At 66.7% G+C, this 20,903-nt stretch carries 19 protein-coding genes; 13 read left to right on the top strand and 6 right to left on the bottom strand.

Translation table 11 applies throughout. The features are described 5' to 3' along the window. Positions 1–42: 42 nt before the first annotated feature. Positions 43–1,935 carry an LTA synthase family protein gene (locus FIV34_RS02810; RefSeq protein ID WP_139979475.1) on the top strand — a complete coding sequence of 631 codons (1,893 nt, stop codon included), beginning with the start codon at positions 43–45 and terminating at the stop codon, positions 1,933–1,935. Positions 1,936–2,015: 80 nt separating this feature from the next. On the opposite strand, the gene groL is transcribed toward FIV34_RS02810, so the two are convergent. Beyond that, positions 2,016–3,659 (bottom strand): chaperonin GroEL, encoded by a 1,644-nt coding sequence (groL, locus tag FIV34_RS02805; RefSeq protein WP_139979473.1) that lies wholly within the window; start codon positions 3,657–3,659, stop codon positions 2,016–2,018. 60 nt (positions 3,660–3,719) lie between these two features. After that, a complete protein-coding gene (gene groES, locus FIV34_RS02800) occupies positions 3,720–4,013 on the bottom strand; it encodes a co-chaperone GroES (RefSeq protein WP_139979471.1) in 294 nt (97 codons plus the stop codon). A gap of 276 nt (positions 4,014–4,289) precedes the next feature. Between groES and FIV34_RS02795 the strand changes: the two genes are divergently transcribed. The 6 genes from FIV34_RS02795 to accC all read left to right on the top strand — a co-directional run bounded on the left by FIV34_RS02795 (position 4,290) and on the right by accC (position 10,064). Next, the gene (locus tag FIV34_RS02795) at positions 4,290–6,524 is read left to right on the top strand and encodes a protein-disulfide reductase DsbD family protein (protein ID WP_139979469.1); all 2,235 of its coding nucleotides are present in this window, start codon (positions 4,290–4,292) and stop codon (positions 6,522–6,524) included. Further along, on the top strand, positions 6,521–7,054 hold the full coding sequence (locus FIV34_RS02790) for a TlpA family protein disulfide reductase (RefSeq protein ID WP_139979467.1): 534 nt from the start codon (positions 6,521–6,523) through the stop codon (positions 7,052–7,054). Before FIV34_RS02795 ends, FIV34_RS02790 begins: the two co-directional genes overlap by 4 nt. 18 nt (positions 7,055–7,072) lie before the next feature. Then, positions 7,073–7,621: a DUF1415 domain-containing protein gene (locus FIV34_RS02785; RefSeq protein WP_139979465.1), complete on the top strand. Its 549-nt coding sequence runs from the start codon at positions 7,073–7,075 to the stop codon at positions 7,619–7,621. 132 nt (positions 7,622–7,753) lie between these two features. After that, entirely contained in the window at positions 7,754–8,203 is a 450-nt protein-coding gene (aroQ, locus tag FIV34_RS02780) for a type II 3-dehydroquinate dehydratase (protein WP_139979463.1), read from the top strand. A gap of 24 nt (positions 8,204–8,227) precedes the next feature. After that, positions 8,228–8,686, top strand: a complete 459-nt coding sequence (gene accB / locus FIV34_RS02775; protein ID WP_139979461.1) for an acetyl-CoA carboxylase biotin carboxyl carrier protein — start codon at positions 8,228–8,230, stop codon at positions 8,684–8,686. Between the two features lie 10 nt (positions 8,687–8,696). Continuing rightward, positions 8,697–10,064 (top strand): acetyl-CoA carboxylase biotin carboxylase subunit, encoded by a 1,368-nt coding sequence (gene accC / locus FIV34_RS02770; RefSeq protein WP_139979459.1) that lies wholly within the window; start codon positions 8,697–8,699, stop codon positions 10,062–10,064. Between the two features lie 36 nt (positions 10,065–10,100). On the opposite strand, the gene prmA is transcribed toward accC, so the two are convergent. Continuing rightward, positions 10,101–11,003, bottom strand: coding sequence for a 50S ribosomal protein L11 methyltransferase (gene prmA / locus FIV34_RS02765; protein ID WP_139979457.1), 903 nt, complete (start codon positions 11,001–11,003; stop codon positions 10,101–10,103). 63 nt (positions 11,004–11,066) lie between these two features. Between prmA and FIV34_RS02760 the strand changes: the two genes are divergently transcribed. The 3 genes from FIV34_RS02760 to purH all read left to right on the top strand — a co-directional run bounded on the left by FIV34_RS02760 (position 11,067) and on the right by purH (position 14,001). Beyond that, on the top strand, positions 11,067–11,900 hold the full coding sequence (locus FIV34_RS02760; protein ID WP_139979455.1) for a zinc-ribbon and DUF3426 domain-containing protein: 834 nt from the start codon (positions 11,067–11,069) through the stop codon (positions 11,898–11,900). Between the two features lie 213 nt (positions 11,901–12,113). Beyond that, on the top strand, positions 12,114–12,347 hold the full coding sequence (locus tag FIV34_RS02755) for a helix-turn-helix domain-containing protein (RefSeq protein ID WP_139979453.1): 234 nt from the start codon (positions 12,114–12,116) through the stop codon (positions 12,345–12,347). 64 nt (positions 12,348–12,411) lie between these two features. Then, a complete protein-coding gene (gene purH / locus FIV34_RS02750) occupies positions 12,412–14,001 on the top strand; it encodes a bifunctional phosphoribosylaminoimidazolecarboxamide formyltransferase/IMP cyclohydrolase (RefSeq protein ID WP_139979451.1) in 1,590 nt (529 codons plus the stop codon). Here the strand turns inward: purH and FIV34_RS02745 are convergent. Next, the gene (locus tag FIV34_RS02745) at positions 13,973–14,977 is read right to left on the bottom strand and encodes a bile acid:sodium symporter family protein (RefSeq protein WP_139979448.1); all 1,005 of its coding nucleotides are present in this window, start codon (positions 14,975–14,977) and stop codon (positions 13,973–13,975) included. The genes purH and FIV34_RS02745 overlap by 29 nt on opposite strands. A 105-nt stretch (positions 14,978–15,082) precedes the next feature. Here FIV34_RS02745 and FIV34_RS02740 point away from each other — a divergent pair, with 105 nt between their 5' ends. Further along, positions 15,083–15,961, top strand: coding sequence for a LysR family transcriptional regulator (locus tag FIV34_RS02740; protein ID WP_246058732.1), 879 nt, complete (start codon positions 15,083–15,085; stop codon positions 15,959–15,961). Positions 15,962–16,006: 45 nt separating this feature from the next. Next, positions 16,007–16,705 carry a glutathione S-transferase gene (locus FIV34_RS02735; protein WP_139979444.1) on the top strand — a complete coding sequence of 233 codons (699 nt, stop codon included), beginning with the start codon at positions 16,007–16,009 and terminating at the stop codon, positions 16,703–16,705. A gap of 4 nt (positions 16,706–16,709) precedes the next feature. On the opposite strand, the gene FIV34_RS02730 is transcribed toward FIV34_RS02735, so the two are convergent. Further along, the gene (locus tag FIV34_RS02730; protein WP_139979442.1) at positions 16,710–17,243 is read right to left on the bottom strand and encodes a DUF2782 domain-containing protein; all 534 of its coding nucleotides are present in this window, start codon (positions 17,241–17,243) and stop codon (positions 16,710–16,712) included. Positions 17,244–17,337: 94 nt separating this feature from the next. Between FIV34_RS02730 and polA the strand changes: the two genes are divergently transcribed. Next, positions 17,338–20,076, top strand: a complete 2,739-nt coding sequence (polA, locus tag FIV34_RS02725) for a DNA polymerase I (protein ID WP_139979440.1) — start codon at positions 17,338–17,340, stop codon at positions 20,074–20,076. Between the two features lie 288 nt (positions 20,077–20,364). On the opposite strand, the gene FIV34_RS02720 is transcribed toward polA, so the two are convergent. Next, the gene (locus FIV34_RS02720; protein ID WP_139979438.1) at positions 20,365–20,901 is read right to left on the bottom strand and encodes a hypothetical protein; all 537 of its coding nucleotides are present in this window, start codon (positions 20,899–20,901) and stop codon (positions 20,365–20,367) included. Positions 20,902–20,903: the final 2 nt, after the last annotated feature.

Genomic DNA, 20,903 nt, shown 5'->3' with positions numbered 1-20,903 from the left:
GTTCCCATCCCCTCGCGACAGGGGCGTGACACGAGGGCTTTTATGAAAGGTATTTCAACGGGTTGGCGCGACACCCTGGGCAGGGTCACTCTTCCGGTGTGCCTCGCCCTGGCGTTCGTCCTCTACACCGGCTTCCTCGACGGCAACCCCGGCGTGTCCACGGCCGCCTGGGCGGACAGGCCCTGGCACCTCTTCGCCAACGCCTTCCCCGGGCTGCTCTGCGCCACCCTGCTGACGGTGCTGACGCGGCGGGTCGTGCTCTCGTTTGCGCTCGCCTTCCTGGGCCAGGGCATCGTGTTGGGGGTAAGCGCCATCAAGATGAAAAACCTCGGTTCGCCGCTATTGCCGGCCGACTTCCGGATGGTGGGCCAGCTGAAGAACGGCGGCTTCCACCTCCTCGGTGGCTATCTGCCGACGAATCCCCTGCCCTACCTCGCCATTGCCGCCACCATCGCCCTGGTGGTGCTGCTGGCCCGTTACGAGCCGCCGCTGATGGCGCGGCGCACGCATGGCCGCCGGCTGCTCAGCGGTATCGCCCTGGTCGCCCTGGTCGGCACGCTGTTCGCAGGCCTGCCTGCGTGGTCGCATATGTACGACAAGGACCGCCTGGGCATGCAGCCGTGGTCCGCCGCCGCCAATGCGGGCTACAACGGCGTCGTCACCACGCTGATGCAGTTCCGCCTGCAGGACGCCGGCAAGAAGACCAAGGCCGACCCCGCCGAGGCCTCACGCTTTATCGCGGCCAGCGACGCGACGCTGCGCCAGCACATGGCCGACACCGCGGCGAACACGCGGCAGACGCCGGACATCGTGGTGGTGCAGAGCGAGTCGTTCTTCGACCCTGCCGTGATCAAGGGCCTGGAACACGACAATTTCGCGCCCAACCTGCACCGCCTTGCCGAGCACGCCAGCTTCGGCCAGCTGCATGTCCCGACCTTTGGCGGCGGCACGATCCGCACCGAGTTCGAGGTGCTGACCGGCCTGTCGCTGCGCTATTTCCCTTCCATGCAGTTCCCTTACCTGCAGATGCAGGCCGGCGTCATGCCGGGCATGGTGCGCACGCTGCGTTCGCATGGTTACGAGACCATCGCCGTGCACGGCAACGACCCGGGCTTCTGGAACCGCACGAGCGCCTTCCGCACGCTTGGCTTCGACCGGTTCGTTTCGCAGAAGGATTTCCCGGCGAACGCCGCGCCGAACGGCGAGCACATGCCGGACAGCGCCATGACGGACGAGATCATGGCGCAGCTGAAGAATGACGGCCCGCCGCGGTTCGTCTTCGCCATCAGCATGGAAGCGCATGGTCCGTACGATAAATCAGCGATTGCCGATACCGCCGAACGCGATGCCATCCCGGTGCCCGAGGGCATCAGCGATGACGCGAAACTGCAGCTGCGTAACTACATCTTTCACATGCGCCGCGCTGACGCGGAACTGGGCAGGCTGGCCGACATGCTCAAGCAGCGCGAGCGGCCGACGCTGCTGCTGTTCTACGGCGATCACCTGCCGGCGCTGACCGAAACGTATGCGAAGGCCGGCTTTACCTCGGGCAGCGACATGCTCGCCCAGACGGTGCCCTACATCCTTATCGATGCCCACGAGGACGGTCCGGCACCGCGCAATGGTGACCTCGCTGCGTGGATGCTCCCTGGCCGCCTGATGGAACAGGCGGGCGTGCATGACGATGCGTACTTCGCGCTGACCCAGGTCGTTGCCCCGGCGATGGCGTCGCTTACCCGCGCCCCGGATGCACCGGCGGCGCCGGAAGATGCCGCCCTGAAGTACACCGATATCTCGATGAGCAACGTCGCCATGCTGCGCATGAAGCGCAAGCTGGATCCGCTGGTCGCGCAGTTCGCCACGCCGGACGCCACGGTGCTGGCCCGCCAGCCCGGCCAGGCCGAAGAGGAAGCCGCGGCAGGCGCCGGGCAGTAACCGCCACGACAAAACCGAGGCAAAAAAAAAGGCCCTGCTTGCGCAGGGCCTTTTTCATACAGCGAGCCGGAAGGCGGGACTTAGAAGTCCATGCCACCCATGCCGCCCATGCCACCCGGGGCACCGTGGCCAGCGCCGTCGTCCTTCTTCGGCACTTCGGTCACGGCGGCTTCGGTGGTGATGATCGAACCGGCGACCGAAGCAGCGAACTGCAGGGCCGAACGGGTGACCTTGGTCGGGTCCAGGATGCCGAAGGCAATCATGTCGCCGAACTCACCGGTGGCAGCGTTGTAACCGAAGTTACCGTTGCCTTCCTTCACCTTGTTCAGGATGACCGACGCTTCTTCACCGGCGTTGGTGACGATGGCGCGCAGCGGGGCTTCCAGCGTGCGACGGGTGATCGCGATGCCGAGGTCCTGGTCCGTGTTCTTGCCCTTCAGGCCTTCGAGGGCCTTCAGTGCACGGATGAGGGCCACGCCGCCGCCCGGGACCACGCCTTCTTCGACGGCCGCACGGGTCGCGTGCAGGGCGTCTTCAACGCGGGCCTTCTTTTCCTTCATCTCGACTTCGGTGGCGGCGCCAACCTTGATGACGGCCACGCCGCCAGCCAGCTTGGCCACGCGCTCCTGCAGCTTCTCGCGGTCGTAGTCCGAAGAGGTCTCTTCGATCTGCGCCTTGATCTGGCCGATGCGCGCCTGGATCTTCTCGCCTTCACCCGCACCGTCGATGATGGTGGTGTTTTCCTTCGTGATGACGACGCGCTTGGCGCGGCCGAGATCAGCGATGGTGGCCTTGTCGAGCTGCAGGCCCACTTCTTCGGAGATCACGACGCCGTTGGTCAGCGTGGCGATGTCTTCGAGGATGGCCTTGCGACGGTCGCCGAAGCCCGGTGCCTTGACGGCAGCGACCTTGACGATACCGCGGATGGTGTTGACGACGAGGGTGGCGAGGGCTTCGCCTTCCACTTCTTCAGCCACGATCAGCAGCGGCTTGCCAGCCTTCGCGACGGCTTCGAGCGCCGGGAGCAGCTCGCGGACGTTCGAGATCTTCTTGTCGTGGATGAGGATGAACGGGTCGTCCAGTTCAACCTGCTGCGACTGCTGGTTGTTGATGAAGTACGGCGACAGGTAGCCGCGGTCGAACTGCATGCCTTCGACGACGTCGAGCTCGTTCTCGAGACCCGAACCTTCTTCCACCGTGATCACGCCTTCCTTGCCGACCTTCTTCATCGCGGTGGCGATGATTTCGCCGATGTCCGAATCGGAGTTGGCGGAGATGGTGCCGACCTGGGCAATGGCCTTGTCGTCAGCGGTGGGCTTGGAGAGGCTCTTCAGCTCGCCAACGGCGGCGATGACGGCCTGGTCGATACCGCGCTTGAGGTCCATCGGGTTGATGCCCGCGGCCACGGCCTTGAGGCCTTCCTGGATGAACGCCTGGGCGAGGACGGTCGCCGTCGTGGTGCCGTCGCCGGCCACGTCGGAGGTCTTCGAGGCGGCTTCCTTCACGATCTGGGCGCCGATGTTCTCGTACTTGTCGGCCAGTTCGATTTCCTTGGCGACCGAGACACCGTCCTTCGTGACGGTCGGGGTGCCGAAGCTCTTCTCGAGCACGACGTTACGGCCCTTCGGGCCCAGGGTGACCTTGACCGCGTTGGCGAGGGTGTTGACACCCTTCAGCATACGGGCGCGGACGTCTTCGCCGAAGCGGACTTCTTTAGCTGCCATGGGGTAAATCCTTGGAATTTAAAAGGGAAAAAAGAGGAGAGCGGGTCAGGCGAGCGGGGCTCAGCCTTCGATAACCGCCACAATGTCGTCTTCCTTCAGGAAGACCAGCTCTTCGCCGTCGATCTTGATTTCCTGGCCGGCGTACTTGCCGAACAGGACGGTGTCACCTTCCTTCACCGACATCGGACGGACCTTGCCGTCTTCCTGGATGCGGCCATTGCCGGCGGCGATGACCTTGCCGCGGGTGGGCTTCTCGGTGGCGCTATCCGGAATGACGATACCGCCGGCGGAGACACGCTCCTCTTCCAGACGCTTGACGATGACGCGATCGTGCAACGGGCGCAGCTTGCTCATGACTTCTCCAAGCATGTGATTGTAATGAAACGGAAAATGGCCACCCCGTTAGCACTTGGCCCGGGTGAGTGCCAGAATTCTAGCCAAAGCACGCCCTGGATCGGAAGAGCTGTGGATGGCGCAGACATGGCGTCGCTACGAAACCGTTCAAGGTCTGGCGGTACAAAAAGTCGCAATCAGCCGCTTCGCAACGCGCGTGCAAGCTAATCGGCACTCACCCGGTCATAATCATCGACGCCCTTGCGGTTCGTCGCCGCACCGATCCATGGAGTCACCATGCCGTCGTTTGCCCGCCTGATGCGGAACCTGGCTGCCCTTGCCAGCCTGAGCCTGTTCGCCCTGCCCGCCCTGGCGCAGGACGACGACAACCTGCTGCCGGTCACCGAGGCGTTCCACCTCACCTCCGACGCCAGCCAGCCGGGCGTGGTGAAGCTGCACTGGCGCATCGCGCCGGACTATTACCTCTACCGCGGCCGGATGAAGATCAAGGCGGCGGACGCCAACGCCGTGACCCTGGGCACGCCGGCCCTGCCGGACGGCATCAAGAAACACGATGAATACCTCGGCGACGTGGAGATCTACCACGGCGACGTGGAGGCGACGGTGCCTTACACGCTGGCCGACGCCGCCAGCAAGACGCTGGCCCTGGACGTGCAGTACCAGGGCTGCCACGAGGTTGAGCCGAAGATCTGCTACCCGCCCAACACCGAGCACCTGAAGCTCACGATCGGCGGCCCGTCGACCATTCCCGCGGGCGGCGCCCCTGCCGCGCCCGCTGCAAAGAGCAATGGCGCCGCCCTGCTCGGCGCGCCCGCCGCGACGCCGGGTACCGACGCCCAGGCACTCCCCGCCGGCCAGGCCTTCCGCTTCGAAGCGCTGGCGAAGGACGGCAAGAGCCTGCTCCTGCGCTGGACGATGCCGAAGGACTATTACCTTTACCGCGACAAGACCGAGATCAAGGTCACCTCGCCGGCCGGGGTGACCGCCGGTGAGCCGGACTGGCCCAGCGGCATCGCCCACCACGATGAGCACTTCGGCGACACCATCGTCTATTTCGACCAGGTGGAAGTGCCCGTACCGCTCAACGGCGCGGACCCCACCAAAAAAGTCGAACTGGACGTGGCCTACCAGGGTTGCCTGGAAAACGGCATCTGCTATCCGGTGATGAACCGCCACCTGACCGCGGACCTGGCCTCTGGCGCGGTCACGGTGGGCAACGCCGACGCCCCTGCGCCCACGGCCGCGCCTGCCGAGGTCGCCCCGACCCCGCCGCCGGCCGACCTGATGCCGGGTGGTGCCGAGAAAGTCGGCTTCATCGCCGCGATCGGCCTGGCCCTGCTGGGCGGCCTCATCCTCAACCTGATGCCCTGCGTCCTGCCGGTGCTGTCGCTGAAGGCGATTACCGTGCTGGAAAGCGGTGAGAGCCCGGGCGCGGCCCGCAAGCACGCGCTCTGGTACACCGCGGGCGTCATGCTGGCCTTCATCGCGCTGGGCCTGGTCGTGGTCGGCATCCGTGCCGCCGGGCATGGCCTGCAGTGGGGCGCGCAGTTCCAGCAGCCGGTGATCGTCGGCGCCCTCGTTTACGTGATGCTGGGCATCGGCCTGTCGATGTCGGGCGTGTTCGAGGTCGGCGGCTCGCTGGGCAACGTGGGTAGCGGCCTGGCCGCGCGCTCGGGCCCCAGCGGTGACTTCTTCACCGGTGTACTGGCCGTGGTCGTGGCCAGCCCATGCACCGCCCCGTTCATGGGTTCGGCCATCGCGTTCGCCTTCGCGGCGCCGCTGTACGTGGCCTTCCTCATCTTCGTGGCCCTGGGCCTCGGCCTTGCGCTGCCGTTCCTGCTGATGGGCTTTATCCCGGCCGTCGCACGCCTGCTGCCGCGCCCCGGCCGTTGGATGGAAACGCTGAAGCAGGCGCTCGCCTTCCCGATGTACCTGACCGCCGTATGGCTGCTCTGGGTGCTGGCCAAGCAGCGCGGTGCCGACGCCGCGGCGCTGGTGCTTGGCGGCGGCGTGCTGCTGGCCATGGCGCTGTGGTGGTACGGACGCAGCCGCGGTGCGCGGCTGTCGTGGGTGTTCTCCACGGTGCTGGCCGTGGGTGCGGCCGCCGCCCTGTGGATGGTGCATGGCCTGCCGGCGCCTTCGACCACCCAGGTAGCCACCGACGGCTCGGTGCCGTATTCGCCGGCGAAGCTCGCCGAACTCCGTGCCGCGGGGACGCCGGTGCTGGTCGACATGACTGCGGACTGGTGCATCACCTGCAAGGCCAACGAGCGGGCGGTGCTGGATACCGACGCCTTCCGCGACCTGCTCAAGCGCACGGGCACCGTCTACATGAAGGGCGACTGGACCGACGTGAACACGACGATCGCCGCCTTCCTCGAGCAGTACCACTCCGTGGGCGTGCCCCTGTACGTGGTGTATCCGAAGGGCGGCGGCGAGGGCAGGAAGCTCTCCACCGTGCTCACCCAGGACACCGTACGCCAGGCGCTTGAGACTGCCGCGGGGTCATGAACCGCGGCCCGACGTTCTGGATCGTGCTGCTGGCGGTGGCTGCCGCCGCCGGCGGCCTGTGGCTGGAACACCGGCGCCAGCACCCCACCGAGGTCGATGGCGTGACCATTGCCGGCGTGGGCGACATGGCGCCGGCCGGCACCTGGCTCAGCACCGACGGCAAGCCTCGACGCGTCGCGGACTGGCGCGGCAAGAAAGTCCTGATCAATTTCTGGGCCACCTGGTGCGGGCCGTGCCAGCATGAGATGCCCCTGCTAAGCGCAGCGGCGAAAGCCCACGCGAACCAGGGCGTTACCATCCTGGGCGTGGCCGAGGACACCGCCCCGGCCGTGCGCGCCTACCTCGCCAGCCATCCCGTGGCGTATCCGGTGGTCATCGGCGCCAGCGATGCGGCGGGCGGCTCGCTCTCGTTCGGCAATACGAACCGGGTGATGCCCTACAGCGTCCTGGTGGGCCAGGACGGGCGTATCCTGCGCCGCAAGATCGGTACGTTCAGCGAGCAGGAGCTCGCCGAATGGCTGGCGCCCTGACCCTTTAGGACACACCCCATGGACAGCATGCCTTCCCACGAGGAAGCCATCGACGCGACCCGCATCTGGCTGGAACGTGCCGTCATCGGCCTGAATCTGTGCCCGTTCGCCAAGGCCGTGCACAAGAAGGGCCAGGTGCGCTTCGTGGTGAGCGACGCCACCCAGCCCCTCCAGCTCCACGAAGACCTGGTGCGCGAACTCGAGCTCCTGCGCGACACCGACCCCGAGCAGATCGATACCACGCTTCTCATCCACCCGGGCCTGCTGGGCGATTTCCTGGATTTCAACGAGTTCCTGGAAGTGGCCGATGACACCCTGGTGGACCTGGAACTGGAGGGTGAGATCCAGGTGGCCAGCTTTCATCCGGACTTCCAGTTCGAAGGGACCGCACCGGACGACATCACCAACTACACCAACCGCTCGCCCTTCCCGACCCTGCACCTCCTGCGCGAGGCGAGCATCGACCGGGCGGTGGCCGCCTTCCCGGATGCCTCGAAAATCTTCGAGGCCAACATGGAGACGCTCGACAAGCTGGGCATCGACGGCTGGAAGCAACTCTTCCCCTGACCATACGGCAGCGTGTGGAATGTTGTGAACTGCGGCGAACTGCGGCGAACTTCAGCGAACTGGACATGCTGGCAGGACAGGCGCACACTTCGCGGCGTTCCGGGGCTTCCGGACCACAGGCACAGGTGAATAGTGGCCAGGATCCTCGTCCTGCACGGACCCAACCTCAATCTTCTCGGCGTACGTGAGCCGTCGGTCTACGGGCGCGAAACCCTGGCCGACATCAACACCTCGCTCCAGGCCCGCGCCCAGGCGGCAGGGCATGAGCTGAGCTGGTTCCAGTCCAACGCCGAGCATGAGCTCATCGCGCGGATCCACCAGGCCCGCGACGAGGGCGTGGCATGGATCCTGTTCAACCCGGCCGCCTTTACGCACACCTCCATTGCCCTGCGCGACGCGCTGGCCGGCGTGGCGATCCCGTTCATCGAGATCCACCTGTCCAACCCGCACGCGCGGGAGCCGTTCCGGCACCACTCTTATATGTCCGACCTGGCCAGCGGCGTTATCTGCGGCTTCGGTGGCGATAGCTACCGCCTTGCCCTGGAAGCGACCCTGCTCCGCCTCGCCGTCCCCGCGGCCTGAATTCACCACCAAAAGGTTTGTCCCATGGACCTGCGCAAGATCAAGAAGCTCATCGACCTGCTCGAGGAATCGAACCTCGCCGAGCTGGAAATCAAGGAAGGCGAGGAAGTGGTACGCCTCTCCCGGGTGCCGAAGGGCACCGCGGCGCCGCAGCCGGTCTATGCCGCGCCGGCCGCCCCGGTCGCTGCTCCCGTTGCCGCCCCGGCCGCCGCCGCTGCCGCACCCGTCGTTGAGTCGGGCCTGCCGGCTGGCCACGTGGTGAAGGCGCCGATGGTCGGTACGTTCTATGCCGCCTCCACCCCGGGCGCCCCGGCATTCGCCGCGGTGGGCCAGCAGGTGAAGGCCGGCGAGACGCTCGGCATCATCGAAGCGATGAAGATGTTCAACCAGATCGAGGCCGACGTGTCGGGCACGGTCGTGGCGGTCCTGGTCGAGAATGGCCAGCCGGTGGAATTCGACGAACCGATGTTCGTCATCGCCTGAGGCAGTCGCCATGCTCGAGAAGGTCGTCATCGCCAACCGCGGCGAAATTGCGCTGCGCGTGCTGCGCGCATGCAATGCGCTCGGCATCAAGACGGTCGCGGTGCACTCCACCGTGGACCGCAACCTGAAGCACGTCGGCCTGGCCGACGAATCGGTGTGCATCGGCCCGGGTCCCTCGGCCGAGAGCTACCTCAACATTCCGGCGATCATTGCCGCGGCGGAAATCACCGACGCCGGCGCGATCCATCCGGGGTACGGCTTCCTGTCGGAAAACGCCAACTTCGCCGAACAGGTGGAGAAGTCGGGCTTCGTCTTCATCGGCCCGACCGCCGACGTCATCCGCCTCATGGGTGACAAGGTCGAAGCCATCCGCGCCATGAAGGCCGCCGGCGTGCCGTGCGTGCCCGGCTCGGGCGGCCCGCTGGGCGACGATGTGGACGAGAACATCCGCATTGCCCGCGAGATCGGCTACCCGGTGATCATCAAGGCCGCCGGTGGCGGCGGTGGTCGCGGCATGCGTGTCGTGCGCACCGAAGCCCACCTGGCCAACTCCATCGTCATGACCAAGCAGGAAGCCAAGGCGGCTTTCAGCAACGATCAGGTCTACATGGAGAAGTTCCTGGAAAACCCGCGCCACGTGGAAATCCAGGTGCTGGCCGACGGCCAGGGCAACGCCATCCACCTGGGTGAACGCGACTGCTCCATGCAGCGCCGCCACCAGAAGGTGGTCGAAGAGGCACCGGCACCGGGCATCACGCCCGAGCTGCGCGCCCAGATCGGCAAGGTGTGCGTGGATGCGTGCGTGCGCATCGGCTACCGCGGTGCAGGCACGTTCGAGTTCCTGTTCGAGGACGGCCGCTTCTACTTCATCGAGATGAACACCCGTATCCAGGTGGAGCATCCGGTGACGGAGATGATCACGGGCATCGACCTGGTCCGCGAGCAGCTGATGATCGCCAGCGGCCACAAGCTCTCGATCCGCCAGGAAGACATCGTGTTCACCGGCCACGCGATCGAGTGCCGCGTGAATGCGGAAGATCCGGACACCTTCATGCCGAGCCCCGGCACGGTGAAGCGTTTCGAAGCACCGGGTGGCCCGGGCGTGCGCGTGGACACCCACCTGTACGACGGTTACCGCATCCCGCCGAACTATGACTCGATGATCGGCAAGATCATCGTGCATGGCCCGGACCGTGCCACCGCCATTGCGCGCATGCGCATGGCACTGAACGAAACCGTGATCGAAGGGGTGAAGTGCAACATCCCCCTGCAACAGCGGATCATGGCGGACGTGGGCTTCCAGCAGGGTGGACAGAACATCCACTACCTGGAAAAGCGCATGGCGGAGCAGAAAGAGAAAGAAGCACCGCACGCCTGAGCATGAAAAAAATCCCGCCGGTTGGCGGGATTTTTTTCAGGCGCGCTTGCGGCGTCCGCTGATGCGTACCCAGTCTTCGAGCTGGCGTACTTCCAGGTCCTCGAACCACTCGGCGTAACGCACCAGCAGCTCCTCGTGCTGGCCGAACAGGATGCCGGAGAGCGCGAACGGCGCACCCGGCTTGATGGCCGCGGCGAACGTGGGCGCCAGCTCACCGAGCGGGCCCGCCAGGATATTGGCCACGAGCACATCGGCCAGCGCCACCGGCGCTTCGCCCGGCAGATAGACGTCCAACGCATCGGAGACGCCATTGCGCTCGGCATTGTCATGCGATGCCAGCAGCGCCTGCGGATCGTTGTCGATGCCGACCGCGCGGGCGGCACCGCACTTCAGTGCCGCGATGGCCAGGATGCCCGAGCCGCAACCGTAATCGAGCACGAACTGCCCGGCCAGCTGCTGGCCGTCCAGCCACTCAAGGCACATGGCCGTGGTCGGATGCGTGCCGGTACCGAAGGCCAGGCCCGGGTCCAGCCGCACCACGACGATGCCGCCGTCTTCCGGCGGATCAATGTTCCACGGATACACCCACAGGCGACGGCCGAACGGCATCGGCTTGAACTGATCCATCCACGCGCGCTCCCAGTCCTGGTCTTCCACTTCGCGCCAGCTGATCTGGGACGGCTCGATGAACGGCAGGTCGTCGGCGATGGCGGCGGTGAGGCCGCGACGATCCGCATCGATGTCGAACAGCGCGTTCAGGACGATCTGGTTCCACAGGGGAAGCTCGCCCACGCCGGGCTCGAAGATCGCCTCTTCGTCCGGGGTCTCCGCGTCGGCATCCTGCAGCGTGATGGACAGCGCACCCAGGTCCTCGAGCGCGGTTTCGACGCGCGGCTGCTCGGCGGCGCGGATGGTCAGGGAGAGTTCGAGCCAGGGCATCGTCGGGCCAAAAGGCAGGGTGGGGTCGACGATTCTACCGGGCCCGCACGTTATGATCGAACGATGTATACCCAGTGCCCCGAGTGCCTCACCGTCTATAAAGTGGAAGCCGAGCTGCTGGTGCCCGCCTGCGGCTGCCTGCGCTGCAGCCACTGCGGCAGCATCTTCAATGCACTGGGCACGCTGGCCGCCCAGCTCCCGCCCGAGCCGTTCACCCGCCTGGCCGACCACGCGCTCGACCGTGACCCGCCCGTGGCGGATGTCGCCGTGTTCCGGCCCCGCCCACCCGCCGCCGAACCGGAACAGCCGGTGACGATGGAGCCGGGCGACGCCGTGGCGGGGCCCGACGGTGACGCATCCGCCGTGGGCGAGGATTTTTCGACACTCACGTTCACGCCGAAATTTGCCCGCACGAAGCGGGCGCGCTCCTGGCGCACGGCGGCGTGGGTAAGCGTGTGCCTGTTGCTGGTCCTCGGCCTGGGCGCGCAGCTGGCCTGGGCCAAACGCGATTCACTGATCACCGACCCGACCGTGGGCCCGCTGCTGGCCTCGGGCTGCAACGTGCTGGGTTGTCGCCTGCCGCTGGTCGCGGCGCCGACGCAGTTGCGCCTGCTTGCGCGCGATGTCGAGCAGCATCCGTCCGTACCTGATGGCCTGCTTATCACCGCCAGCGTGCACAACGATGCGGGGTTTGCACAGCCCTACCCGGTGGTCACCATCGTGCTTTCCGATGCGAACGGCCAGCGCCTGGCCATGCGCCGCTTCCAGCCGGAGGACTACATGGGTGACGTGGGCTCCCGCCTGCGCGGACTGCCGGCCGGCGCGACCACGGCCATGGTGTTCGAAGTGCAAGACCCGGGCCAGCACGCGGTGGCCTTCGCCTTCAGCTTCGAGTGACCATGCGAAAAAATTTCTTTTTGCAAGCCTGCACTTCACCCCTTCAGGCGAGTACACTCAATCCCCTTCGCGACTTCCGGTTAGCCTTGCGCGGCGCCCGTGTCGCACCCGCGATATGAGAACAACCACCCGGGGCCTGGCCTCGGTGTGCAAGAGGGACATGCCTTGAACGCTGTGAGACTTACTGCCGCCGAGGCCGCCAACGAAACCTCCATGCAGAGTGCTCTCAGCGAATGCGTCAGCCGTACCGTGCGCCGCTACCTTGCGGACATCGGTGACACCGAAGGCGGTGAAGGCCTGCACGCGCTCGTGATCCGCGAGGTCGAAGGCCCCCTCCTGCGTGAAGTGCTGGCGTTCCACGACGGCAACCAGAGCCGCGCCGCGGCCGCCCTGGGCATCAACCGCGCCACCCTGCGCAAGAAGCTCGCCGCCCACGGCATCTCCTGATCGATCCGGCCGCCCGGCCTCAGGGCGGCTATAATGGCGCGCTTTCCCCTCCCGGAAAGTGCCCATGCCCTCCCCCGACCTCGTCCCCGTCCGCCGCGCGCTTGTCAGCGTCTCCGATAAGACCGGGCTGACCGACCTCGCCCGCCGCCTCGCCGCGGCCAACGTCGAGATCCTCTCCACCGGCGGTTCCGCCAGGGCGCTTCGTGAGGCCGGCATTGCCGTGCGCGACGTGGGCGACCTCACCGGTTTCCCGGAAATCATGGATGGCCGCGTGAAGACCCTGCACCCGAAGGTGCATGGCGGCCTGCTGGGCCGCCGGGGCACGGACGACGCGGTGATGGCCGAGCACGGCATCGTGCCCATCGACCTGCTCGTGCTCAACCTGTACCCGTTCGAGCGCACCGTAGCCAACCCTGAATGCACGCTGGAGGACGCGATCGAAAACATCGATATCGGCGGCCCGGCGATGCTTCGCGCCGCCGCGAAAAACTGGAATGATGTCGGCGTGCTGACCGACCCGGCGCAGTACGAAAATGCGCTTGCCGAGATTGAAGGCAAGGGTGGCCTCACGCGCGCGTCGCGCTTCGCACTCTCGGTGGCCGCGTTCAACCGCGTGTCCAACTATGACGCCGCGATCAGTGATTACCTCTCCGGCGTCAGCCTCGATGAGACGCACACCGCCGTCGCCGGCCGCGCTGAATTCCCCGCGCAGTCCAACGGCCGTTTCGTGAAGCTCATGGACCTGCGCTACGGCGAGAACCCGCACCAGGCCGGTGCGTTCTACCGTGACCTCTACCCCGCCGCGGGCACGCTGGCGACGTTCCGCCAGCTGCAGGGCAAGGAACTGTCGTTCAACAACATCGCCGATGCCGACGCGGCGTGGGAATGCGTGCGCCAGTTCGATGCGCCGGCCTGCGTCATCGTGAAGCACGCCAACCCGTGTGGCGTCGCCGTCGCTGCGGATCCGCTGGCCGCGTACGAATTGGCCCACGCCACGGACCCGACGTCCGCGTTCGGCGGCATCATCGCCTTCAACCGTCCGCTCGATGCCGAGACCGCGAAGATCATCCTGAAGCGCCAGTTCGTGGAAGTGCTGATTGCGCCCGTGGTCGAAGCCGGCGCCGTGGAAGAGGCCACGAAGAAAGCCAATGTGCGCGTGCTTGAGATCCCGCCGGGCGATGGCCGCAATTCACACGACATCAAGCGCGTCGGCTCGGGTCTGCTGATCCAGACGGCGGATCACTACCAGGTGAGCCGCGACGAGCTGAAGGTGGTGAGCAAGCGGCAGCCCACGCCCGCCGAACTCGACGACCTGCTGTTCGCCTGGCGTGTCGCGAAGATGGTGAAGTCCAACGCCATCGTCTACGCGAAGGACCAGCGCACGATCGGCGTCGGTGCCGGCCAGATGAGCCGCGTGGTCAGCGCGAAAATCGCCGGCCTGAAGGCCGAGGAAGCCGGCCTCGTCGTGCCGGGCAGCGTCATGGCGTCCGATGCGTTCTTCCCGTTCCGCGACGGCATCGATGCCGCGGCCGCCGCGGGTATCTCCGCCGTCATCCAGCCGGGTGGCTCCATGCGCGACAGCGAAGTGATCGCTGCCGCCGATGAAGCCGGCATGGCGATGGTCTTTACCGGTATTCGCCACTTCCGGCACTAACCGGCACGCCGCGGGTGTTGGCGTGGCGCAGCGCATAGCGCCGCGCCAGCACCGCGCAGGTCATCAGCTGGATCTGGTGGAAGAGCATGATCGGCAGCACGATCAGCCCCAGCGGATGCCCGGCGAACAGCACCTTCGCCATCGGCACGCCCGAGGCCAGGCTCTTCTTCGAGCCACAGAACACGATGGTGATCTCGTCATCGGTATCGAAGCCCAGCGCGCGTGCACCGTAACGCGTGGCGAGCAGGGCCAGCGCCAGCAGCACGGCATTCACCAGCACCAGGCCGCCCAGCACCGGCAACGGCAGCTGGTGCCACAGGCCCTGCAACACCGCCGCGCTGAAGGCGGTGTACACCACCAGCAAGATGGAACCGCGGTCGACGAAGGTCAGCAGCGTGGCGTGCTTGCGCACCCAGCCACCGATCCAGCGCTGCGCCACCTGGCCGGCGACGAACGGCACGAACAGCTGCAGCACGATGGCGCCCACCGAGTGCCACGACAACGCGCCCTGCCCGGATCCCGCGATCATCAGGCCCACCAGCAGCGGCGTGACGAAGATACCCAGCAGGCTCGACGCCGACGCCGAAACAATCGCCGCCGGCACGTTGCCGCGCGCGATCGAGGTGAAGGCAATGGACGACTGCACGGTGGACGGCAACGTGCACAGGAACAGGATGCCCAGGTAAAGATCCGGCGACACCAGCGGCGACAGCACGGGCTTCAGCAGCAAGCCAAGCACGGGGAAGAGCACGAAGGTGCTGGCCAGCACCGTGAGGTGCAGGCGCCAGTTCGTCATGCCCGCTACCACGGCCTCGCGCGACAGCTTGGCGCCGTGCAGGAAGAACAGCAGCGCGATCGCGATGTCCGTGAGGACGTTGAACGCCTGCGCGGTCACGCCACGGCACGGCAGGAAGCTGGCCAGCAGCACGGTCGCGATCAGCGAAAGGGTGAATCCATCGGGCAGGAAACGGCGCATGGCGGGGCACGGGGTCGTGGGGAGGGTGCTATTGCACCGCCCGGGCGTTGATAAGGCAATTCGTTTTATCTGATCCGGTGATAACCTCTGCGCATGAATGTCTCGATGCGCCAGCTCAGGGCCTTCCTCGCGGTGGCGGGGCACCGCCATTTCCGCCGTGCGGCCGAGGCGCTGCACCTCACCCAGCCCGCGGTCAGCCGGCTGATCGCCGACCTCGAAGCCGAACTCGACGTGCGCCTGTTTGATCGCAGCACGCGGGAAGTGGTGCCCACGGAGGCCGGCCGTTACCTCGAACAGGCCCTGGCCCGCGTGCTGGACGAACTGGACAGCGTCCTCGGCCATGCCCGTGCCCAGGCCGATCCCCTGCGCGGCCGTGTCCGTATCGCTGCCGTCCCTACCTTGTCAGCCGGCCTGGTCCCGCTGGGCATTGCCCGCTGCACGGCCGGAAACACCGGCCTGGAGATCATCCTGCGCGACCAGAGCCAGGCTCAGGTCCTGGACGCCGTCCGCGGCGGCGAGGTGGACTTCGGGCTCACCGTCGAGCCGGCCACCCATGAAGAGTTCGAGGCCGAAACCATCCTGCACGACCCGTTCCAGCTGGTCTGCCCGGCCGATCATCCGCTCGCCGCACGCAAGGCCGTGCCATGGAAAGCCCTGGCGGACCAGCCACTCGTGCTGCTCGACCATGCCTCGGGTAGCCGCCGCCTGATCGACGCGGCACTGGCCGCCCAGGGTGTCATCGCCCGTGTCGCCATCGAAGTGGGACACCCGCATACCGCGTTCCGCATGGTCGAGGCCGGGCTCGGCATCAGCGTCACGCCCGCGCTGTCGCTGGATGCGCTCCGCCCCGGCCTGGTGGCCCGCAAGCTCACGCCCGAAGTGCACCGCAACGTCACCCTGCTGCGTCGGCGGGCGCGCTCCCTGTCACCACCGGCACAGACCGTCTGGGATACCTTCCGCGACATCGCACTCACGCTGGCTTGAACGTCGGGCAGCGAACCTTGCCGCTTCACCGCAAGAGACGCGCGCATGAGCTATCAGCTGTATTACTGGACGGGTATCCAGGGCCGCGGGGAGTTCGTCCGCCTGGCGCTGGAAGAGGCGAAGGCCGCCTATGTGGATGTCGCGCGCCAGGAAGGCGATGAGGTGATGAACACCTGGCTCAACGGCGAACACGAAGGCGCCCTGCCCTACGCCCCGCCCTTCCTGACATCCGGCCGGCTGGTGATCGCCCAGGTGGCCAACATCCTGCAGTATCTTGCGCCACGCCACGGCCTGATCCCGGAGAGCGAGGCGAAGCGGCTCTATGCGCACCAGCTGCAGCTGACCATCGCGGACCTGGTCGCGGAATCCCACGACGTGCACCACCCGGTGGGCGCGGGCCTGTATTACGAAGACCAGAAAGACGAGGCGAAACGGCGCGCGAAAGAATTCCGCGAGTCGCGCATTCCCAAGTTCCTGCACTTCTTCGAGAACGTGGTGGAGCGCAACGGCGGCAAGCACGCGCTGCGCGAATTCACCTACGCCGACCTGTCGCTGTTCCAGGTGATGTCCGGCCTGGGGTACGCGTTTCCGAAGGCCATGGCGCGGCAGAAACTACCGCTGCTGCGCGACCTGGCGAAACGCGTGGCCGACCGGCCGAACATCGCGGCCTACCTGGCCTCCGAACGCCGCCTCCCGCATAGCGAAGACGGCATTTTCCGCCACTACAGCGAACTGGACGCCTGAGCCCTCAGTTCGAATCCACCGGCTTCGGCGCCGCGCCCCACTCGTACACCTTGTAGTACACGGGGCTGACGTTCTGCGTGCCCGAGTCGCGCACCAGCTTGCCTTCGTTGTTCGCCATCACCTGGTACGGCACGCCATTCTTCGGGGTGACCCGGATCATCGTGAGGCGGCCAGCGGTGCGATATTCCTCAACGGTGTCCGTGCCCTCCGTGTGGACCGTGACTTCGGGCGCCGGGTTGCCGCGGCCGTCGACCGCGGAGCCGTCGTCATGCATGGCCGGCAGGTTGGCGGCGGACACCTTGCTGCCCTGGGCATCGGAAGTGGCCGGCGTGGACTGGTTTTCCTGGGCCTGGTCGTACGGCACCGGCTTCTCGATCGGCTTCTGGCCGGAGCGGTCCGGCTCACCCGCTTTCACGCCCGGGTCGTTGAGGGCAGGCGGCGGCAGGTCCTTCAGCTTCGGATCCTGGGCGGTCTGCGCCGCGGCCGGCAAGGCCAGGGCGAGGACCAGTGCGGCGGCAAGGGCGTGCATGCGGTTCATGGGGAGTCTCCGTGCGGGGCTAGGAGCATAGCAAGCCGGGGCACTCACGCCACGTGAACAGGCGCCCTTCCGCGCCCCGTGAGAGAATCCCCGGATGCCTACGCTCACGCTCATCGACGGGTCCTCGTACCTGTACCGCGCGTTCCACGCGCTGCCGCCCCTGACCAACGCGCACGGCGAACCCACCGGCGCGCTGTTCGGCATCGTCAACATGCTGCGCACCACGATGAAGGCCGGTTCCGACTACGTCGCCTTCGTCTGCGACGCCCCGGGCCGCACCTTCCGCGACGACCTGTACCCCGAGTACAAGGCCAACCGCCCGTCCATGCCGGACGACCTGCGCGCGCAGGTCGAGCCCATGATGAAGATCGTCGGCGCCCTGGGCTTCCCGATCCTCTGCGTGCCCGGCGTGGAAGCCGACGACGTCATCGGCACCCTGGCCCGACAGGCCAGCGCCGCGGGCATCCATACGGTGATTTCCACGGGCGACAAGGATTTCGCGCAGCTGGTGGGCACGGACATCATCCTGATCAACACGATGACCAACACCACGCTGGACATCGAAGGCGTCATCGGCAAGTTCGGCGTGCGCCCCGAGCAGATCGTGGATTACCTCACCCTGGTCGGCGACTCCATCGACAACGTGCCGGGCGTGGAGAAGTGCGGCCCGAAGACGGCCGCGAAGTGGCTGGCCGAATACCCCGACCTCGATGCGCTGATCGCCAACGCCGCGAAGATCGGCGGCAAGATCGGCGAGAACCTGCGCGCGGCCATCCCGCGCCTGCCGCTGTCGCGCGAGCTCGTCACCATCCGTGTCGACGTGCCGCTTGACCAGGCACCGACCGACCTGGCGATGCGTCCGCGCGATGTCGAGGCGCTGCGCGAGCTGTACGCGCGTTACGACTTCAAGGCCGCACTGAAAGAACTCGAAGCCGGTGGCGATTCGTTCGCCGCGGCAGCCGCCTCCGCCACGGCGGCGCCTGCGCCCGCGCCGGCACCGGTGGTCGCCACCGATGTCTTCAGTGGGCCGGGCGAGTACGAGCTGGTGACCACGGAAGACCGCCTGGCCGCGTGGCTGGAAAAGCTCGAGACCGCGCCGCTCATCGCCTTCGATACCGAAACCACCAGCATCGACGCGATGCGCGCCGAGGTGGTTGGCGTCTCCCTCGCCGTCGAGCCCGGCAAGGCCTGCTACATCCCGGTGGGCCACGATTACCCGGGCGCACCCGCGCAGCTGTCGCGCGAGCACGTGCTCGGCGCGCTGAAGCCGATCCTCGAAGATCCGACGCGCCCGAAAGTGGGCCAGCACGGCAAGTACGACATCAACGTGCTCTCGCACTACGGCATCGAGGTGCGCGGCCTCGCGCACGACACCATGCTGGAGTCGTACATCCTCAATGCCACCGCCACGCGCCACGACATGGATTCGCTGGCGCAACGCTACCTCGGCTACACGACGGTGAAGTACGAGGAAGTCTGCGGCAAGGGCGCGAAGCAGATTTCCTTCTCCCAGGTGGATCTCGATACCGCCGGCAAGTACGCGGCCGAGGATGCGGACATCACCCTGCGCCTGCACCACGCGCTGTGGCCGCGCCTGGAAGCCGAGCCTTCGCTGCGTTCGGTGTATCTCGACATCGAGATCCCGGTGGTTCCGGTGCTGGCCCGGATGGAACGCACGGGCGTGCTCATCGACGCCAACGAGCTGCGCATGCAGAGCCAGCAGCTCGGCAAGCGCATGGTCGAGCTCCAGCAGAAGGCGTATGCCGCGGCGGGCCACGAATTCAACCTGGATTCGCCCAAGCAGCTGCAGGCCGTGCTGTTCGACGAACTCGGCCTGCCGGCCAAGGTGAAGACCCCGACGGGGCAGCCCTCGACCAACGAAGAAGCGCTCGAAGCGCTGGCCGACTCGCACGAGCTTCCGCGCCTGATCCTCGATTACCGCGGCCTGGCCAAGCTGCGCTCCACCTACACCGACAAGCTGGCCGGCATCGTGAACCCGCGCACCGGGCGTGTGCACACCAGCTACCACCAGGGTGCCGTGGCCACGGGCCGCATCAGCTCGTCCGACCCGAACCTGCAGAACATCCCGGTGCGCACCGAGGAAGGCCGGCGCATTCGCCAGGCCTTCGTGGCACCGCCGGGCTGGCGCATCGTCGCGGCCGACTACTCACAGATCGAGCTGCGCATCATGGCCCACCTGTCCGGTGACGAGGGCCTGGTACGGGCCTTCACCGAAGGCGGCGACGTGCACCGCGCGACGGCCGCCGAAGTGTTTGGCGTGGCGCCCGATGACGTCACCACCAACCAGCGCCGCGCGGCAAAGGCCATCAACTTCGGCCTGATGTACGGCATGAGCGCCTTCGGCCTGGCCCGCCAGCTGGGCGTGGACCGCGGGGAAGCTTCCGATTACATGGCGCGCTACTTCTCGCGCTTCGCCGGCGTCCGGGCCTTCATGGACGCCACGCGTGAACAGGCGCACCAGCGCGGCTACGTGGAGACGCTGTTTGGTCGCCGCCTGTATCTGGAGAACCTGACATCGCGCAACCAGGCCCTGCGTGCGGGCGCCGAGCGCGCGGCGATCAACGCCCCGATGCAGGGCACGGCCGCCGACATCATCAAGCGCGCCATGATCAGCGTCGCCGCCTGGATCGCCCCACGTGACGACGTGCGCCTGCTCATGCAGGTACACGATGAACTTGTCCTCGAAGTACGCGAAGACGCCGTGGACGCCGTGAAGGCCGGCATCGAGGCGCATATGAGCGGCGCCGCCACCCTCAGCGTGCCGCTGCAGGTGTCGGTTGGCGTGGGCGCGAACTGGGACGAGGCTCACTGAGTCGCGATTTGGCCGTCTAAATCGTAAACATTTCGTTGGAACCTGCTTTTCAGGCCGCTTCAAGCCATTGATTTCTATGGCCATGAACGCGGCCTGACTTTTTTTTGCGTTTCGTTGCAACTTCCGGCGTTATCGGACGTCTATATCTGTGGACGCACGCAACGGCGTCCTCATCGGTGGGCCCCACCTCCCTGGGGCCACCTCGCGGATGGCAGGTCTTCCCCTGGGCCAGCCATCCCACCCCGCCCCGGCAGCTCCCCTGGCTGCCGGGGTTTTTTTTATCCCGAATCAGGGGTCCAGCCGCACCCAGCGTTTATCCACCTTCGCGCACACGTGCTCGCCACCGCCCGGGCACGCGCTGAGCCGGCCCGCCGCCTGCGCCGCATTGATCTGGCGAACCCAGCGCGTCTCTCCCAGGCTGCGTTGCGCCTCCCAAATCGCGTATCCCGCCGTGCCGACGACGGCGATGGAACCGATCGTCGACGCGATGAAGGCCTTCCACGCGAACGCCGACTGCAACCGCCCGCCCGACACCATCCGCGATTCCAGCCGGGCGGCAGCGTCCTCCAGGCGGATTTCCGAGGCGCGGACCACTTCGCCGAAGCGCTGGATGGCACTCGCCGTTCCGCCATCGAGCGCTTCGTTAGCGGCCGCTCGAAGCTCCGCTGAGATCCTCGCCGAGGCTGACAGCGCTTGTTGTGCCTGGTGACCCATCGCCTGGCTCGCCTGCAGGGTCTGCTTCGCGACCGCATCCAGGCGTTTCTCAATCCGGCCCGTCACCGCCGCGAGCTTCACCGCAAGCGACTTCACATCATCTTCGTCCATGG

Source organism: Luteibacter pinisoli (assembly GCF_006385595.1).
GTDB classification, from domain to species: domain Bacteria; phylum Pseudomonadota; class Gammaproteobacteria; order Xanthomonadales; family Rhodanobacteraceae; genus Luteibacter; species Luteibacter pinisoli.
This window is presented reverse-complemented; position numbering and strand designations above follow the sequence as displayed.

Bases quoted from the DNA above. Each gene is read 5' to 3' on its own strand.
- polA (WP_139979440.1), top strand. From the start codon at position 17,338: ATGCCTACGCTCACGCTCATCGACGGGTCCTCGTACCTGTACCGCGCG.
- accB (WP_139979461.1), top strand. From the start codon at position 8,228: ATGGACCTGCGCAAGATCAAGAAGCTCATCGACCTGCTCGAGGAATCG.
- accC (WP_139979459.1), top strand. From the start codon at position 8,697: ATGCTCGAGAAGGTCGTCATCGCCAACCGCGGCGAAATTGCGCTGCGC.
- prmA (WP_139979457.1), bottom strand. From the start codon at position 11,003: ATGCCCTGGCTCGAACTCTCCCTGACCATCCGCGCCGCCGAGCAGCCG.
- FIV34_RS02735 (WP_139979444.1), top strand. From the start codon at position 16,007: ATGAGCTATCAGCTGTATTACTGGACGGGTATCCAGGGCCGCGGGGAG.
- FIV34_RS02720 (WP_139979438.1), bottom strand. From the start codon at position 20,901: ATGGACGAAGATGATGTGAAGTCGCTTGCGGTGAAGCTCGCGGCGGTG.
- FIV34_RS02730 (WP_139979442.1), bottom strand. From the start codon at position 17,243: ATGAACCGCATGCACGCCCTTGCCGCCGCACTGGTCCTCGCCCTGGCC.
- groES (WP_139979471.1), bottom strand. From the start codon at position 4,013: ATGAGCAAGCTGCGCCCGTTGCACGATCGCGTCATCGTCAAGCGTCTG.
- FIV34_RS02740 (WP_246058732.1), top strand. From the start codon at position 15,083: ATGCGCCAGCTCAGGGCCTTCCTCGCGGTGGCGGGGCACCGCCATTTC.
- FIV34_RS02790 (WP_139979467.1), top strand. From the start codon at position 6,521: ATGAACCGCGGCCCGACGTTCTGGATCGTGCTGCTGGCGGTGGCTGCC.
- FIV34_RS02795 (WP_139979469.1), top strand. From the start codon at position 4,290: ATGCCGTCGTTTGCCCGCCTGATGCGGAACCTGGCTGCCCTTGCCAGC.
- FIV34_RS02810 (WP_139979475.1), top strand. From the start codon at position 43: ATGAAAGGTATTTCAACGGGTTGGCGCGACACCCTGGGCAGGGTCACT.
- FIV34_RS02755 (WP_139979453.1), top strand. From the start codon at position 12,114: ATGCAGAGTGCTCTCAGCGAATGCGTCAGCCGTACCGTGCGCCGCTAC.
- groL (WP_139979473.1), bottom strand. From the start codon at position 3,659: ATGGCAGCTAAAGAAGTCCGCTTCGGCGAAGACGTCCGCGCCCGTATG.
- purH (WP_139979451.1), top strand. From the start codon at position 12,412: ATGCCCTCCCCCGACCTCGTCCCCGTCCGCCGCGCGCTTGTCAGCGTC.
- FIV34_RS02745 (WP_139979448.1), bottom strand. From the start codon at position 14,977: ATGCGCCGTTTCCTGCCCGATGGATTCACCCTTTCGCTGATCGCGACC.
- FIV34_RS02785 (WP_139979465.1), top strand. From the start codon at position 7,073: ATGGACAGCATGCCTTCCCACGAGGAAGCCATCGACGCGACCCGCATC.
- FIV34_RS02760 (WP_139979455.1), top strand. From the start codon at position 11,067: ATGTATACCCAGTGCCCCGAGTGCCTCACCGTCTATAAAGTGGAAGCC.